The sequence below is a fragment of the Solibacillus sp. FSL R7-0682 genome (assembly GCF_038005985.1).
Lineage (GTDB): Bacteria > Bacillota > Bacilli > Bacillales_A > Planococcaceae > Solibacillus.
The window spans coordinates 2,555,910-2,569,201 of record NZ_JBBOUI010000001.1; the positions used below are offsets into that span (position 1 = coordinate 2,555,910).

Below are 13,292 nucleotides of genomic sequence, written 5' to 3' on the forward strand. Positions count from 1 at the left end.
TACAATTGACGCCACTCCTTTATAACGAGTTGCCTAAACAATTTTAATTTTGATAAACTTAATCAATATTTAGGGAGGTACAACATGCGAACAAATGAAATTGCAAAATTAACGAACGTACATCCAAACACGGTTCGACTTTATGAAGAATGGGGTTACATATCTTCCGTTCCAAGACAAGCAAATGGCTATCGCAATTACTCAGAAATGCACCTTTTGCAAATGCAAATCGCTAGACTAGCCTTTAAGCAGGAATTTATTCAAAATAATTTACGAAAAATGGCAACTCGGATTGTCCAGCTAAGCGGGAAAGAAAAATTCAGTGAAGCTTTAGAAGAAGCAAAAAATTATTTATCCTTTTTGAATAATGAACATAGCTATACGATAAAGGCTGTTCATCTCGTACAAAATTTCTTACACATCCAATTAACTACGGATTATAACTACACCCACAAGGAAATCGCGCAAAAATTACAATTATCAGAAGAAACACTTCGCAATTGGGAACGGAATGGTCTTTATTCAATTAAACGAGATGCACAAAATCGACGTCAATATACAGAAGCTGATATCCAAACACTTTATATTATTCGCACATTAAGAAGTGCTCATTTTTCCATTGCATCAATTTATCAATTTTTACAATCCATTCATAAAGTTGAAGATGTTCAAGATATTCATACACTTTTAAATACACCGAAATTTGTAGATGATTTTCTCCATGTAACTGATGAACTCGAAATCAATTTAAAAAAGGCAATGAAGGATGTTAAATCCATCATTACCTTAATCCAATCACATAAGTAAAGTGGAAGGATCTTTCGCATCCACAAGCATCGTTAAATTGTGCATTGCTCGTGTTGTAGCAATATACAAAAGGCCTTGATCAAATGTCGTCATATAGTTTGAATTTGTAACAAACGGGACAATTACGGCATCAAATTCGAGTCCTTTTGCATACTGAATTGTTGTCAAAACTACACCCGCTTCAAATACTTCACTCTGTCCATCTAATACGTGGAATGCTTGATCGTGTAAATGCTGTTTAATGATGCTCAAATCCTCTACTGTTTTACAAATAATCGCAGTCGTTTTAAAGGAATTTTTTATAGCTTGTCGAATTTGCTGTAGCATTTCTTCCGTTGAGTTGTAATACATTTCAACAGGCTTTTCGCCGTGACGCTCAATCGGATTGATTGTGGAATTTCGCATAAACTGTTTGGCATATATAGCAATTTCATAGGATGAACGATAGCTTGTCGTTAGCTCAACATATTCTGAATTCATTAAAATATCCAAGAACGCTTCCTTTGTAATCGTTTCAAAAGGGAGTAATGCCTGGCTAAAATCGCCAATAATTGTTCTTTTACAAGCAAATACTTTTTCAAGAACGGCGTATTGAATTGGTGTATAATCCTGCATTTCATCTAATACAAAATGCTGTACGAGCTCATAAGTTTTGATTCCTTCAAAAAATAGTTGGCAATATAAATATGGGTATACATCATTAAACTCAAAACACTTATTTTTGAAATGGAAACCTTCCTGTCCTACCTGTTCCATAAAGGCTTCATAAAGTGAAAGTGCAGAATTGTGCTGCAAACGTTTCTTTAAACGTTTCACAATTTCATTTTTACTCGGAAGCTTTAGCTCACCATTTCGCTTCCCTTTTAAAACTTGAAGAATATCATCGGCCATTAATTCGAGTCTATTTAAGACGGGTTCATTTACATAATTCATAAAGCGTCTTTGTAAATACTCATCTGTAAAATCATAGTCTGCAATTGTCACCGATTGATTCTTTAGCATTGTTTTACTTTGTTCCTGTAAAAACCGCTGCAGCCTTTTTACAAATTGATAATTCGATTTGATAGCGGTACGTTTCGCATAGTCGCTTGTAGGATTTGCTAAAATATACGACACTTCTTGTTCAAAGGACATAAATTTTAGCGAAGAAGGCATAAGTTGCGCGGTTAATTCATCCATTGTTAAAGAACGGATAGGTTGCTCCCCTAATTCAGGTAATACCGAAGAAATATAATCCCCAAACACTTTATTCGGAGATAAAATAAAAATTCTTTCGGCCTTTAATGTCTCACGATATTTATATAATAAGTACGCAATTCGGTGTAATGCAACCGCTGTTTTTCCTGAACCTGCAACCCCTTGAATAATAACATTAGAAGCGGATTCATTACGGACAATTTTATTTTGCTCCCGCTGGATTGATGTGACAATTGTTTTCATTTTGTCGTTGGCATGCTGATTTAATGTTTGCTGTAATACTTCATCTTGAATAGTTATGGAACTATCCACTATATATTCAATTTTTGAACGTTCTATTTTAAATTGCTTTTTAGCAATTATTTCACCATAAAATCGTCGACCCTTTGCTTCATAGGATGCTTCTCCTAGTTCAAATTCATAGTACATATTACAAACTGGCGCTCGCCAATCATAAATGAGCGCATTCCCTTCTTCATCAGAAAAGCCAAAGCGTCCAATATAGAAGGCTTCTGCATCCTTTATAGCTTCACCTGCATAAACAAAATTGAATTTCCCGAAATAGGGAGAATCGATCAACTTTGCAAGTTGCTGACGCTCATTTACTTGTGCAAAACCTCGTTTGTCTATCATGCTTAATGTTTGCTGGTAATCATATACTTCAAATTTATCTAGCTCGCTATTGTAGTCAATCATAAATTTTTGTAAATCTTTATAGCTTCGATCCTTAATACTAATATCTTTTGTTAGTTGTTCATACGCTTCGTTTAGTTTCGTTATCGTTTTTTGAAAATAATTCATCTCTTTTGAGTCCAACATAAATAGCCCTCCTTTATACAGTAAAACTTATTTTAACGAACTAAATCTGGCTGGTGTATCAGTAGAGGGTTTTCAATATTAATTACCTAAAATTTACACTATCAATATTATTTATTTGTTCTGGAAATGATATAATGACAGAAAATTCTACATTTTGAGGAGGATTCCCTTGAAGCTTACGAAAGAAGAAAAATCTTGGATTCTTTATGATTGTGGCAACTCGGCTTATTCCTTGGCGATCACAACTGCACTTTTCCCGATCGTTTTCGGTATGTTTGATGGGGTCAATAGTATGGATTTAGGTTATTTTAATTCCTTAGCTAGTATACTAGTTGCCGTGCTTAGCCCTATTCTTGGGGCATTTGCCGATTATAAAGACAAAAAGAAGCGGTTCTTCACTTTCTTTGCATTACTTGGAATTTTAACGACGTTTTCCTTTGCCTTCATTTCTCCAGATAGTGGGCAATGGCAGTTACTAATCGTACTTTATGTTTTATCTTGTATCGGCTTTGCAGGTGCTAATATTTTTTATGACTCATTTTTAGTTGATGTAGCTTCAGACCAGCGAATGGATAAAGTATCTACAAGTGGATTTGCATTTGGCTATATTTCAAGTGTTATACCATTCGGGATTAGCTTGGGCGTTATATTGTTTATGGGGATGGATGTGGCAATTGGCTATCAAATTGGGTTCTTTATTACCGCACTTTGGTGGGGGTTATTAACAATTCCAATGATTAAAGATGTACAACAGCGTCATTATATTGAGCCAGAGCCAAATCCAATTGGTAACAGCTTTAAACGATTAGGAACAACTTTTTTGGAAATTAAAAATTATAAAGTAGTATTTATTTTTTTAATCGCATATTTTTTCTATATAGATGGAGTTGATACTATCATTAAAATGGTCGTACCATATGCTACAAGTGTGTTAGGTAGTGATGGTCTAAATACATTTATGCTCCTCGCCATTTTATTAGTAATTCAAATTATCGCGTTTCCATGTGCGCTTATTTACGGGACGTTAGCGAAAAAATATTCAACAAGACTTATGATTATCATTGGTATTACAACTTATATCATTTCCTGTATTGCCGCATTCTTTATTTCTGAAATGTGGCATATCTTCATCCTTGGTGCAATGATTGGTTCAGCTCAAGGCGGAATTCAAGCATTAAGTCGCTCTTATTATGGAAAGATCATTCCGAAAGAGCGGTCCAATGAATTTTTCGGGTTCTATAATATTTTTGGGAAATTTGCAGCCATCGTCGGACCCTTTTTAATGGCCTTAACGACAACTATGACTGGTGAAGCAAAATATAGTATTTTATCGATTATTCCTTTGTTCATAATCGGGTTAGTTGTATTTTTACTATTACCAAAGGACCCTACCTATCGAGCAAAAACTGTGAGGTAAAATGATGGTTAAAAAACAAAAATATTGCATCGTCATTTCTTACGATGCCTTTTCAAAAGATAACTGGGAAAGTGCCAAAAGCCAACCGAATTTAGCAAAATTAATTGCAAATGGTGCTTCAACAAACCGTGTAAAGAGTGTATATCCAACACTGACATATGTCGTTCACAGCTCCTACGTAACAGGACTTTATCCAAATAAACACGGTGTCTTTCATAATAATCCGTTTCAACCGTTCATTCCGGAAGAAGATCAAAATTGGCATTGGTTTAGAAAAAATATTAAGGTTCCTACGATTTATGAAGCAGCTAGGAAAAAAGGATTTAAAACAGCAGGTATTTTATGGCCTGTCACTGGAAAGGCAAAAATTGATTTTAATATACCTGAAATAAAAGCGGTAAAAAACGAAAACCAAGCATTGAAAATCCTAAAAAATGGAAGTAAATTATTTACCCTTGCTATGGAATTGAAACATGGCAAAGTACGCCAAGGTATTGCTCAGCCGCATTTGGATGACTTCATTACCCTTTGTGCCGTAGATACAATTAAAACAAAAAAGCCAAATCTTCTATTGATGCACCTTATTGATTTAGATGACTCAAAACATTTATACGGAACGAAAGGACCTCATATTAACAATGTTATCGAACGAATGGATCGTCGGATTGGTGATATTGTTGAAGCTGTAAAAGATGCAGGCATTATGGATGAAACAACATTTATCATTGTTGGAGATCATGGTCAACTAGATGTCCGCTATAAAATACATTTAAATCGTTTATTTTATGAGAATAATTTAATTTACGAGGAAAAGGGAACGCTAAAATGGCGCGCCTATGTGCAAGGTGCGGGTGGAGCAGCTTATTTACATGTACAACAAGGGGATGAATTAGCAAAGGCTGCAGCACTAACACTATTAGAGGAAGCATTACAAAAAGCGGAATATGGACTAGAAGCAATTTATAAGAAAAAGGATCTTCAGCAATTACATGTAGATGATGCATTTGACTATATGATTGAGGCGAAAGAAGGCTATTGCTTTGAAGATGACTACAAAAAAGAAGCTATTGTGGATTTACATGCCATCGGTAAAAAATACGCGACCCATGGCTACTCTCCTGAAAAACCTAATTATACAAGTAATCTAATTGTTTCAGGTAATTCTATTAAAACGGGCATGACTATAGGGGAAGTAAGTGTTGTTGATATTGCACCAACAATTGCACATATTTTAGATATTCCGTTTAACAAAACCGATGGACGTACATTATTTGAAATATTTAATTAAAATATGAGACGCTTGAAATTAAAATGTATCGCCTATATATAATGCAAGGAAAATTAGGGTGGGACAAAACCAAAACATCATTTTTCTCGAGTGAGAAAAATGATGTTTTTTGTAATTGGTTTCCGTTGCGGGACGTTTTCCGGAGGCGTGCCAGAGCCTGTAGTCTCAGGCGTCACACTATTCCCCCAGGAGCCGCCCCTCCACTACAACCAATTTATTAAGTATCCAATTTTTAATACTGTATTTTACCGTAAATAGAGAAATTTTCACTTCTGTCCCAGTCTCAGTTATCGTACAAATATATGATTGTTTAATCACTAAATAATGCGAAAGGCTTCATTAGTAAATTTAATGTTTCTTCTAAAAAATTTGTTATCGTACTAGCATTCGCAATACCTTCTTCTATTCGATCAAAGCGAAATGCGCGAATAATAGCAAATAAATGTAGCACAGCTTCTTTTTCTATTGCATTAAACTCTCTTTGTGTACAATACTGATTTATAAAACTTATAAATCTCTCTTCAGGTGTCTTATGCCCTTTATATTCAACATGCCAGCATAAATAAATGCCGACAGCTATACATTCATTAACAAGCACTTCATCCCCCGCTATATTAAAATCAAACAGACCACTAATTTCATATTTTTCATTAAACAACATATTATAATAGCAAAAATCACCCTGTGTAGCTGCTTTTGGTAAAGACGGCCACATTAGCCTCAATTTTTCTCTATGAGCATTATAATAAGTTGAAATGAGTGCTGTAATTTCTTCTTTGGGGTAACTCTCTTGTAATTTTAAAAAGCTTAATTCATTTTCATCATAATCGCCAAGCTTTTCTGTTTGATTACCTCCAAACATTGCCCAAGATGTTGATTGAAATAGCCTAATATTTTGTTGGAGAGAAAGCTGATGCATTTTTCCTAATGCAGTTGCAATATTAGTAAGAACCCTATCATTAACATATTGCAATTCTGCCCCATAGACTCTTCTTTCTAATGTGTATATAAACGTTCCAAACTGTACTACAAAAGAATTGGCAGTTGTTTTTAAAAAGCTAGTACAAGGTAGAATATTTGCCAATTGATTTGCAAATATACAAACATCATTTATACGATAATTTGTATATTTCTCAGCTTTTAAAATAAACTGTTCTCCATTAATACTTTCAATCTCAATTAATTTCTTATCAGAATCTCGTATGACACGAAACTGTTGTATATCTATATTCCAGTGATCGAGTATTTGATTTATCGGAATAGTAAATGCCATGTTCTACTCCTCTATCTCTATCATTTTTTTGGCCTTTCATTGTAAGGAATATTTTTTTCTCGAGCCGTATTGTAAATATAGCTTGTAACGTGAAATTTATTTTCCTTCATTACAATTTCCTTACCATCGACTGTAGTAAAAATATGTTCCCCAAGATCGTTTGGTACAAATTCTAACGTAACTTCCTTCACATCTGCCCAATCTAAAGATTTTTCAGTTATAAACTTCTTAAAAACAATTTTTTCTGAATCAATAACCGTATAGATTTGCGACGTACTATAAAGTAAAGTAAATCCTAAAAGTACAATTAAAATACTAGCTACTGCTGTCAAAGCTGTCCGTTTCCAAAATTGCAGCATACTCGCCCCTGCAAATACAGCAAAGGCAATAATAATTATTGATGCACTTGTTCCAAAGGAATAGACAAATAATTTCGTATCATCTTTAAACAAAGTGTCAATGAGTATAATTGGTACAAAAATTGCAAAAAGTGGTGAAATAATTAAGCATGCAATTGCTGCCATTGAAAAAAATAAGCGTGGTGAAAAATTTTTAAACATACAACTCCCCCTTATCCAGTACACTTCCATTATATAACAATATTAGTATATTTTTAAATTTATTTATATTTAAACTTCAATTCACTAATTTTTCCTTCTTAATATAGCCTCATTAATTAATTCTGCTTCCCTTTTCAATTTCACATAATTTGCATACCAAATAATAAAGAATATAACACTCGTATATAGAAAATATGTCATCAAATCCTTTGATGTTATTGATACAATTTTGAGCCAAATTGAAACAATAAAAAGGACCACTATTGTCGTCAAATAATGAATAAACATCTTTTTTTCGTAATGTAATCTTGTCCGATAAATAATGCTTCCAAATCCCCCAGCAACGAGTGCTACTAAAAAGATTCCCAATACAATTAAATCATAGTTCATTTTAATTTGATCAAAGATTACTTCACCATTTTTCCAATATGGTACACATAGCGATAACATAAAAATCATGCACCCCACTGCAAAGGACTGAATAATCGACGAAATTGCGTTTTGCATACGTTACACCCCTATTTTCTTTTTAAAATTTGGTCGATATTTACGACTAATTACATCCTCTAGCCCATTCTCTAACGTAATGTCCAACGTTCCGCTAAATGATGCTTTAACAGATTGTACGGCACTTAGATTGATTAGAGAACTTTTAGAAATACGAATAAACTGGTTACCTAATGTTTGCTCAAACACTCCCAATGTAGTCTTTGTCTCATACCAGTTCCCCTCTGCATCATAAACAATTACCTTACCTACTTCTGTACGGATTAAATAAATGGCAGATCGATCTACAAAAACTATTTCCTTCGCTTGTTGAATCGCGATTCGATCTTCAAATTCCTCATTTTTTAATAGTTTAATCGCTTTTTCAATAGTTGAAGTCATTTTATTTGTTTTAATTTCAGCCACTGGATCAATAAATTCTTCCGCTAATAGCACTTCTACCTTCATTAAGGCACCTCCAATTTACATAACTTAACTGTCGCATAACAACGTATTTGAAGTGGATATTAAGTAAATTATATCAAATGTATTTTCCAATAAAATGCATTTCACAAGCGAAATACGACCTTTTACAAATCAATAAAATACAATAATTGATATTCATTATCATGTTTTTTTATTCAATTTGACATCTACTAAATTTTACAGTTGATTATTGTTATATAACAATAATCATTCTCAATGGGATAAATCATGCGTATAACCAACCGAAAATACCCATAATTCTAAGAAATTTTTTACTTAAAGAATATCCGTTAGTATTTCCAATATAATTAATAGAATATTCAAATAAAACTTTCTGTTTGATTTCATGCAATTCTTTATGCATAATAATGGTGAAAAGTTGAAAAACACTTTACCCTTAGGTAACGAAAGAAGGAATAAATATGATTTATGCAAATCCTAATACTGCAGGCGCAGTAATCGACTTTAAAGAAAAATACAATAACTTTATCGGTGGTGAATGGGTAGCTCCAGTTAAAGGTCAATACTTTGACGTAAAATCTCCTATTACAGGTAAAGTTTTCACATCGGTAGCACGCTCTACTGTTGAAGATATCGAGTTAGCATTAGATGCTGCACATGCTGCAAAAGATGCTTGGGCACAAACTTCAGTTGCTTACCGTGCAAACATTTTAAATAAAATCGCTGACCGTATGGAAGCTAATTTAGAGAAAATAGCAGTTGCTGAAACTTGGGACAACGGTAAAGCAGTACGTGAAACATTAAATGCTGATATTCCGTTAGCAATCGATCACTTCCGTTACTTCGCTGGCGCTATCCGCGCGCAACAAGGTGGCATTTCTGAAATTGATCATGATACAGTTGCTTACCATTTCCATGAGCCAATCGGGGTTGTAGGTCAAATTATTCCTTGGAACTTCCCATTACTTATGGCTACTTGGAAAATCGCTCCAGCATTAGCTGCTGGTAACACAATCGTTATGAAGCCTGCTGAGCAAACTCCAGCTTCAATCTTAGTGTTAATCGAAATCATCCAAGATTTATTACCAAAAGGTGTTTTCAATATCGTAAACGGTTTTGGTGTTGAAGTTGGTCAACCATTAGCAACAAACCCGCGTATTAACAAAGTAGCATTCACAGGTTCTACGGGTGTAGGTCGCTTAATCATGCAATATGCTACAGAAAACATCATCCCTGTAACATTAGAGCTTGGTGGTAAATCACCAAACATCTTCTTCCCAGACGTAATGGATCAAGATGATGAGTTTTTAGACAAAGCGGTAGAAGGTTTAGTAATGTTCGCATTAAACTCAGGCGAAATTTGTACTTGTCCTTCTCGTGCACTAGTTCACGAATCAATTTACGATAAATTTATGGAACGTGTGCTAGAACGTGTTAAAGCGATTAAAATCGGTAACCCATTAGACACAGAAGTAATGATGGGTGCACAAGCTTCTAACGAACAATTACAAAAAATCTTATCTTACATTGAAATTGGTAAAGAAGAAGGCGCTGAGTTATTGATTGGTGGTTACCAAAACAAATTAGATCAAGATCAAGAAGGTGGCTACTATGTAGCTCCAACTGTATTCAAGGGCGACAATAAAATGCGTATTTTCCAAGAAGAAATCTTTGGTCCAGTTTTATCAGTAACGACATTCAGCACATTTGAAGAGGCAATGGAAATTGCTAACGATACAGAATTCGGTTTAGGTGCAGGCGTATGGTCTCGTAACATGGATACTGCTTACCGCGCAGTTCGTGGTATCCAAGCAGGTCGAGTTTGGACAAACACTTACCACCAATACCCAGCGCACGCTGCATTCGGTGGTTATAAAAAATCAGGTATCGGTCGTGAAAATCACTTAATGATGTTAGATCACTACCAACAAACAAAATGTATGTTAGTAAGCTACAACAAATCAGCTCAAGGGTTCTTCTAATCTTACGTTAATGTGATAGTTTATAGGCGGAAGCGTTCGCGTAACGTTTCCGCCTATTTTTATAAGGGAGGTCATGGAAAATGGAAAAATTAATCGCTACAAAATCGGCGATCCATGTAATTGAATTGCTTAAAGAAAAGCATGGCAACCTATTACTCCAACAATCAGGTGGTTGTTGTGATGGCACAGTCCCAATGTGTTTTAAAGCCGATGGTCATTACATTAGCAGTCAAAATGTTTTAGTTGGCGAAATCTCCGGTGTTCCGTACTATATCGATAAAACACAATACGAATATATGAAGCATATGCAAATTGAAGTTGATGCTATTGAGGGGCAAGGCGCTTCCTTCTCACTAGAAAGTGTTGAGGGCTATGCATTTATTATCCATTCACATATTTTAAAAGAAGCCTAATGTATTACTAGAGCAACAAAAGGACACATTCCGTTATGGATTGTGCCCTTTATATAATTTACTTTATTTGTAATGCTCTCCGATAAATAAAAATACTACTAAACAGCAACAGTGCGATAATAGTATACATCCAATCTACTGTCACAATAAGTAGCCATCCACCAAAAATCGGCCCTATAAAACCTCCTATATTTTTTAATTGTGAGGCTCCTAAATATATCCCCTTTTGATCATTTGGGGCGATTTCTTCAATAACCGCATTCATTGTTGGGAAACAGAAAATTTCACCGATTGAAAATACCGCCATACTCACTAGGAACATCCAAGTATTTTCAGATAAACCAAATAGCAATAAACCTATCGAAAAAATAATGATTCCTATTTTTAATGACGTATAAATTGGCCATCTTTCAACTAATATCGTTAATGGCAATTGTAACGCTAATACCGTAATCGAATTGACTACAATTACATAGGAAAACAGTTTGACTCCATCTTCCACCTTCATATCAATTAATTGCGGTAATGTCGAATCAAATTGCGAATAACCTAATGAGATTAATATGCCACCCGCGATAAAGTAAAGCAACTTTTGATCACGACGAACTGCATGAAATAAAGCACTAATTCGGTGTCCTACTGCAAGTTTTTGTTGCTTCATTTCATAGCGATTGAGGACAATCAATAAGAAACCACCATATGTTACATACATGAAGCCAGTAATCATGAACGGTACAGACGCGTTGGATAAGCTCGAAATCCAAACACCTAATAACGGTCCAATAACAGCTGCAATATTAATGGCTGTATAGCGTACAGAAAATAAGCGACGTTTTTTTTCATCATCTGTAAAATCTATCATTAATGCTTGTGTACCCGGCTCAAAAAATGAGCGACAAATTCCATTAACGGCATTTAACACGACAAAAAAGATTGCAGATGGTGCAAATGCAAACCCAAAAAACGTTAAGCTCCAAACAAATATCGTCGTTATAATGACAATTTTTCTACCAAAGCAGTCTGTTAAATAGCCCCCTACTAAACCACCAAACGTCGAGAAAAGTGGGGCCATTCCTAAAGTTAAGCCAATTAATAATGGCGATGCATGTAATTCGTTATGTAAATATAATGCCAAAAAAGGTATTGCCATAAAGCTTGCGGTTCTAGCAAATATTGTCCCGCTTAATATAATCCACACGAGTGGATGAAAATAGCTTACAATTGACTTCATTTTGTTCCCTTTCGTTAAAAGCGGGCAAACCTCTAACAAAATTAGATTTACCCACTTTTTTATTTTTATTAGTGCATGATTGTCTCATATGCATTAATAATCAATCTTTTATCAATAGAGTCCTTAAAATCCTTTACGCCATCCATTGCATATAAAATATCTCGTTTTGCATCTTCTATCTCACCATTTTCTAAATAACAGAGTGCACGTACTGCAAATGAACGATAAAATCTAATTGCATCTAATGGATGGTGATGTAACTTTGGCCCCTCTATGTTTTTTAAATATCCCATCGCTTCATTGAATTGTTTTAATTGGAAATGTGCGTATGCAAATTCTCCGAAAATAAATTGATTCATTTGTTTAATGACATCGGTTGGTAAATGAAGATAATTAACTGTTGTTTGAATGACCTTATTATAGTCCTTTACAACATTATTTAAGTATATAAGCTGTGCAAGTTCCACAATAACCACTTCAATTGCATCTTCAAAAATAATAGAGAAAGCTTCTATTTTTTTCAAATATTCAAGAGCCTTTTCCCCATCCTCTTTCATAACATTGATAAAGAATAGATAACGGTAAAAGTCATGGACTCGATACAGTATCTTTTTTTCATGGGCTATTTCTAAAGCAAGCTGTAAATAATGTTCGGATTTTTCATCATTATTTAACGCTGCATAAACGGCCATAAGATTATAGTATAAATCAAGTTGTTCAATTTCTCCTACAAATGCCTCATAATGTGAAATGTATGATTCGCCCTTTAATAACCACTCAATGGCTTCCTCATAATGACGTACCATAAATTCCACGCTAGCAATTCGACTATAGCCTTTTACTATTTGGGAATACGCATGAATTTGTTTATAGCGCTCAACAATCTCCACAAAAGGATCAATTGAAAGATTACGTTTTAAATAGTAATGCATTAAATCGTAAATTTCTGTTAAGCGGATTTCTTCAAATACCGTACCGTTTAATTCCCCCTCCTCAATATACGGTTTAATTAAATCAATAATCTGTTGACATTTTTGATCAAAGATTAATTCATCAAATTCTTTTTTTAATTGTCCCACTAATGGTTCTATTTTTAAATATAGCTTTCTAATTTCCGCGTTATCCTTCGTCTGCATTAATTCCGACACATCAATTTGTAGCTGCTTTGCAATGTGCTGTAGGCTTTCCATTGAAGGCTGTGCTTTTCCGTTTTCAATTAAGCTCAGCATTCCTTTAGAAATGCGTTCTCCTGCTACTTGAGCAAGCGTCATTTTACGTTCTTTACGTAATTCTTTTATTTTTTCACCAATATTCATTCCAATGCACCTCACATAATCAGTGTAACAAAAGCCTGTCCTGAAAGATATATTTT

General features: G+C 34.4%; 12 protein-coding genes. 5 read left to right on the forward strand and 7 right to left on the reverse strand.

Translation table 11 applies throughout. The features are described 5' to 3' along the window. Positions 1–84: 84 nt before the first annotated feature. Positions 85–807 (forward strand): MerR family transcriptional regulator, encoded by a 723-nt coding sequence (locus tag MKZ17_RS13025; protein WP_340724164.1) that lies wholly within the window; start codon positions 85–87, stop codon positions 805–807. On the opposite strand, the gene MKZ17_RS13030 is transcribed toward MKZ17_RS13025, so the two are convergent. Beyond that, positions 796–2,823: a HelD family protein gene (locus MKZ17_RS13030; RefSeq protein WP_340724165.1), complete on the reverse strand. Its 2,028-nt coding sequence runs from the start codon at positions 2,821–2,823 to the stop codon at positions 796–798. The genes MKZ17_RS13025 and MKZ17_RS13030 overlap by 12 nt on opposite strands. A 169-nt stretch (positions 2,824–2,992) precedes the next feature. Here MKZ17_RS13030 and MKZ17_RS13035 point away from each other — a divergent pair, with 169 nt between their 5' ends. Together MKZ17_RS13035 and MKZ17_RS13040 are read left to right on the forward strand one after the other, a co-directional pair. After that, complete coding sequence (locus MKZ17_RS13035) at positions 2,993–4,240, forward strand: MFS transporter (protein ID WP_340724166.1); 1,248 nt, start codon at positions 2,993–2,995, stop codon at positions 4,238–4,240. 4 nt (positions 4,241–4,244) lie between these two features. Continuing rightward, complete coding sequence (locus MKZ17_RS13040; protein WP_340724167.1) at positions 4,245–5,528, forward strand: alkaline phosphatase family protein; 1,284 nt, start codon at positions 4,245–4,247, stop codon at positions 5,526–5,528. 310 nt (positions 5,529–5,838) lie between these two features. On the opposite strand, the gene MKZ17_RS13045 is transcribed toward MKZ17_RS13040, so the two are convergent. The 4 genes from MKZ17_RS13045 to MKZ17_RS13060 form a co-directional block, all read right to left on the reverse strand. Further along, positions 5,839–6,801: a phosphotransferase gene (locus MKZ17_RS13045; RefSeq protein WP_340724168.1), complete on the reverse strand. Its 963-nt coding sequence runs from the start codon at positions 6,799–6,801 to the stop codon at positions 5,839–5,841. A 20-nt stretch (positions 6,802–6,821) separates the two neighbouring features. Continuing rightward, complete coding sequence (locus MKZ17_RS13050; RefSeq protein ID WP_340724169.1) at positions 6,822–7,361, reverse strand: ATP-dependent exonuclease; 540 nt, start codon at positions 7,359–7,361, stop codon at positions 6,822–6,824. An 84-nt stretch (positions 7,362–7,445) separates the two neighbouring features. Continuing rightward, positions 7,446–7,868 carry a DUF3021 family protein gene (locus tag MKZ17_RS13055; RefSeq protein WP_340724170.1) on the reverse strand — a complete coding sequence of 141 codons (423 nt, stop codon included), beginning with the start codon at positions 7,866–7,868 and terminating at the stop codon, positions 7,446–7,448. Positions 7,869–7,871: 3 nt separating this feature from the next. Further along, positions 7,872–8,315: a LytTR family DNA-binding domain-containing protein gene (locus MKZ17_RS13060; protein WP_340724171.1), complete on the reverse strand. Its 444-nt coding sequence runs from the start codon at positions 8,313–8,315 to the stop codon at positions 7,872–7,874. A 440-nt stretch (positions 8,316–8,755) separates the two neighbouring features. On the opposite strand from MKZ17_RS13060, the gene exaC reads away from it, so the two are divergent. Together exaC and MKZ17_RS13070 are read left to right on the forward strand one after the other, a co-directional pair. Next, positions 8,756–10,276, forward strand: coding sequence for an acetaldehyde dehydrogenase ExaC (gene exaC / locus MKZ17_RS13065; RefSeq protein ID WP_340724172.1), 1,521 nt, complete (start codon positions 8,756–8,758; stop codon positions 10,274–10,276). An 80-nt stretch (positions 10,277–10,356) separates the two neighbouring features. Continuing rightward, positions 10,357–10,689 carry a DUF779 domain-containing protein gene (locus tag MKZ17_RS13070; protein WP_340724173.1) on the forward strand — a complete coding sequence of 111 codons (333 nt, stop codon included), beginning with the start codon at positions 10,357–10,359 and terminating at the stop codon, positions 10,687–10,689. A 58-nt stretch (positions 10,690–10,747) separates the two neighbouring features. Here the strand turns inward: MKZ17_RS13070 and MKZ17_RS13075 are convergent, their stop codons facing one another. Beyond that, a complete protein-coding gene (locus MKZ17_RS13075) occupies positions 10,748–11,920 on the reverse strand; it encodes an MDR family MFS transporter (protein ID WP_340724174.1) in 1,173 nt (390 codons plus the stop codon). A 68-nt stretch (positions 11,921–11,988) separates the two neighbouring features. Further along, positions 11,989–13,236 (reverse strand): helix-turn-helix domain-containing protein, encoded by a 1,248-nt coding sequence (locus tag MKZ17_RS13080; RefSeq protein ID WP_340724175.1) that lies wholly within the window; start codon positions 13,234–13,236, stop codon positions 11,989–11,991. Positions 13,237–13,292: the final 56 nt, after the last annotated feature.

Coding starts and splice junctions, on each gene's coding strand:
- MKZ17_RS13050 (WP_340724169.1), bottom strand. CDS start 7,361: ATGTTTAAAAATTTTTCACCACGCTTATTTTTTTCAATGGCAGCAATT.
- MKZ17_RS13075 (WP_340724174.1), bottom strand. CDS start 11,920: ATGAAGTCAATTGTAAGCTATTTTCATCCACTCGTGTGGATTATATTA.
- MKZ17_RS13055 (WP_340724170.1), bottom strand. CDS start 7,868: ATGCAAAACGCAATTTCGTCGATTATTCAGTCCTTTGCAGTGGGGTGC.
- MKZ17_RS13030 (WP_340724165.1), bottom strand. CDS start 2,823: ATGTTGGACTCAAAAGAGATGAATTATTTTCAAAAAACGATAACGAAA.
- MKZ17_RS13040 (WP_340724167.1), top strand. CDS start 4,245: ATGGTTAAAAAACAAAAATATTGCATCGTCATTTCTTACGATGCCTTT.
- MKZ17_RS13080 (WP_340724175.1), bottom strand. CDS start 13,236: ATGAATATTGGTGAAAAAATAAAAGAATTACGTAAAGAACGTAAAATG.
- exaC (WP_340724172.1), top strand. CDS start 8,756: ATGATTTATGCAAATCCTAATACTGCAGGCGCAGTAATCGACTTTAAA.
- MKZ17_RS13060 (WP_340724171.1), bottom strand. CDS start 8,315: ATGAAGGTAGAAGTGCTATTAGCGGAAGAATTTATTGATCCAGTGGCT.
- MKZ17_RS13025 (WP_340724164.1), top strand. CDS start 85: ATGCGAACAAATGAAATTGCAAAATTAACGAACGTACATCCAAACACG.
- MKZ17_RS13045 (WP_340724168.1), bottom strand. CDS start 6,801: ATGGCATTTACTATTCCGATAAATCAAATACTCGATCACTGGAATATA.
- MKZ17_RS13070 (WP_340724173.1), top strand. CDS start 10,357: ATGGAAAAATTAATCGCTACAAAATCGGCGATCCATGTAATTGAATTG.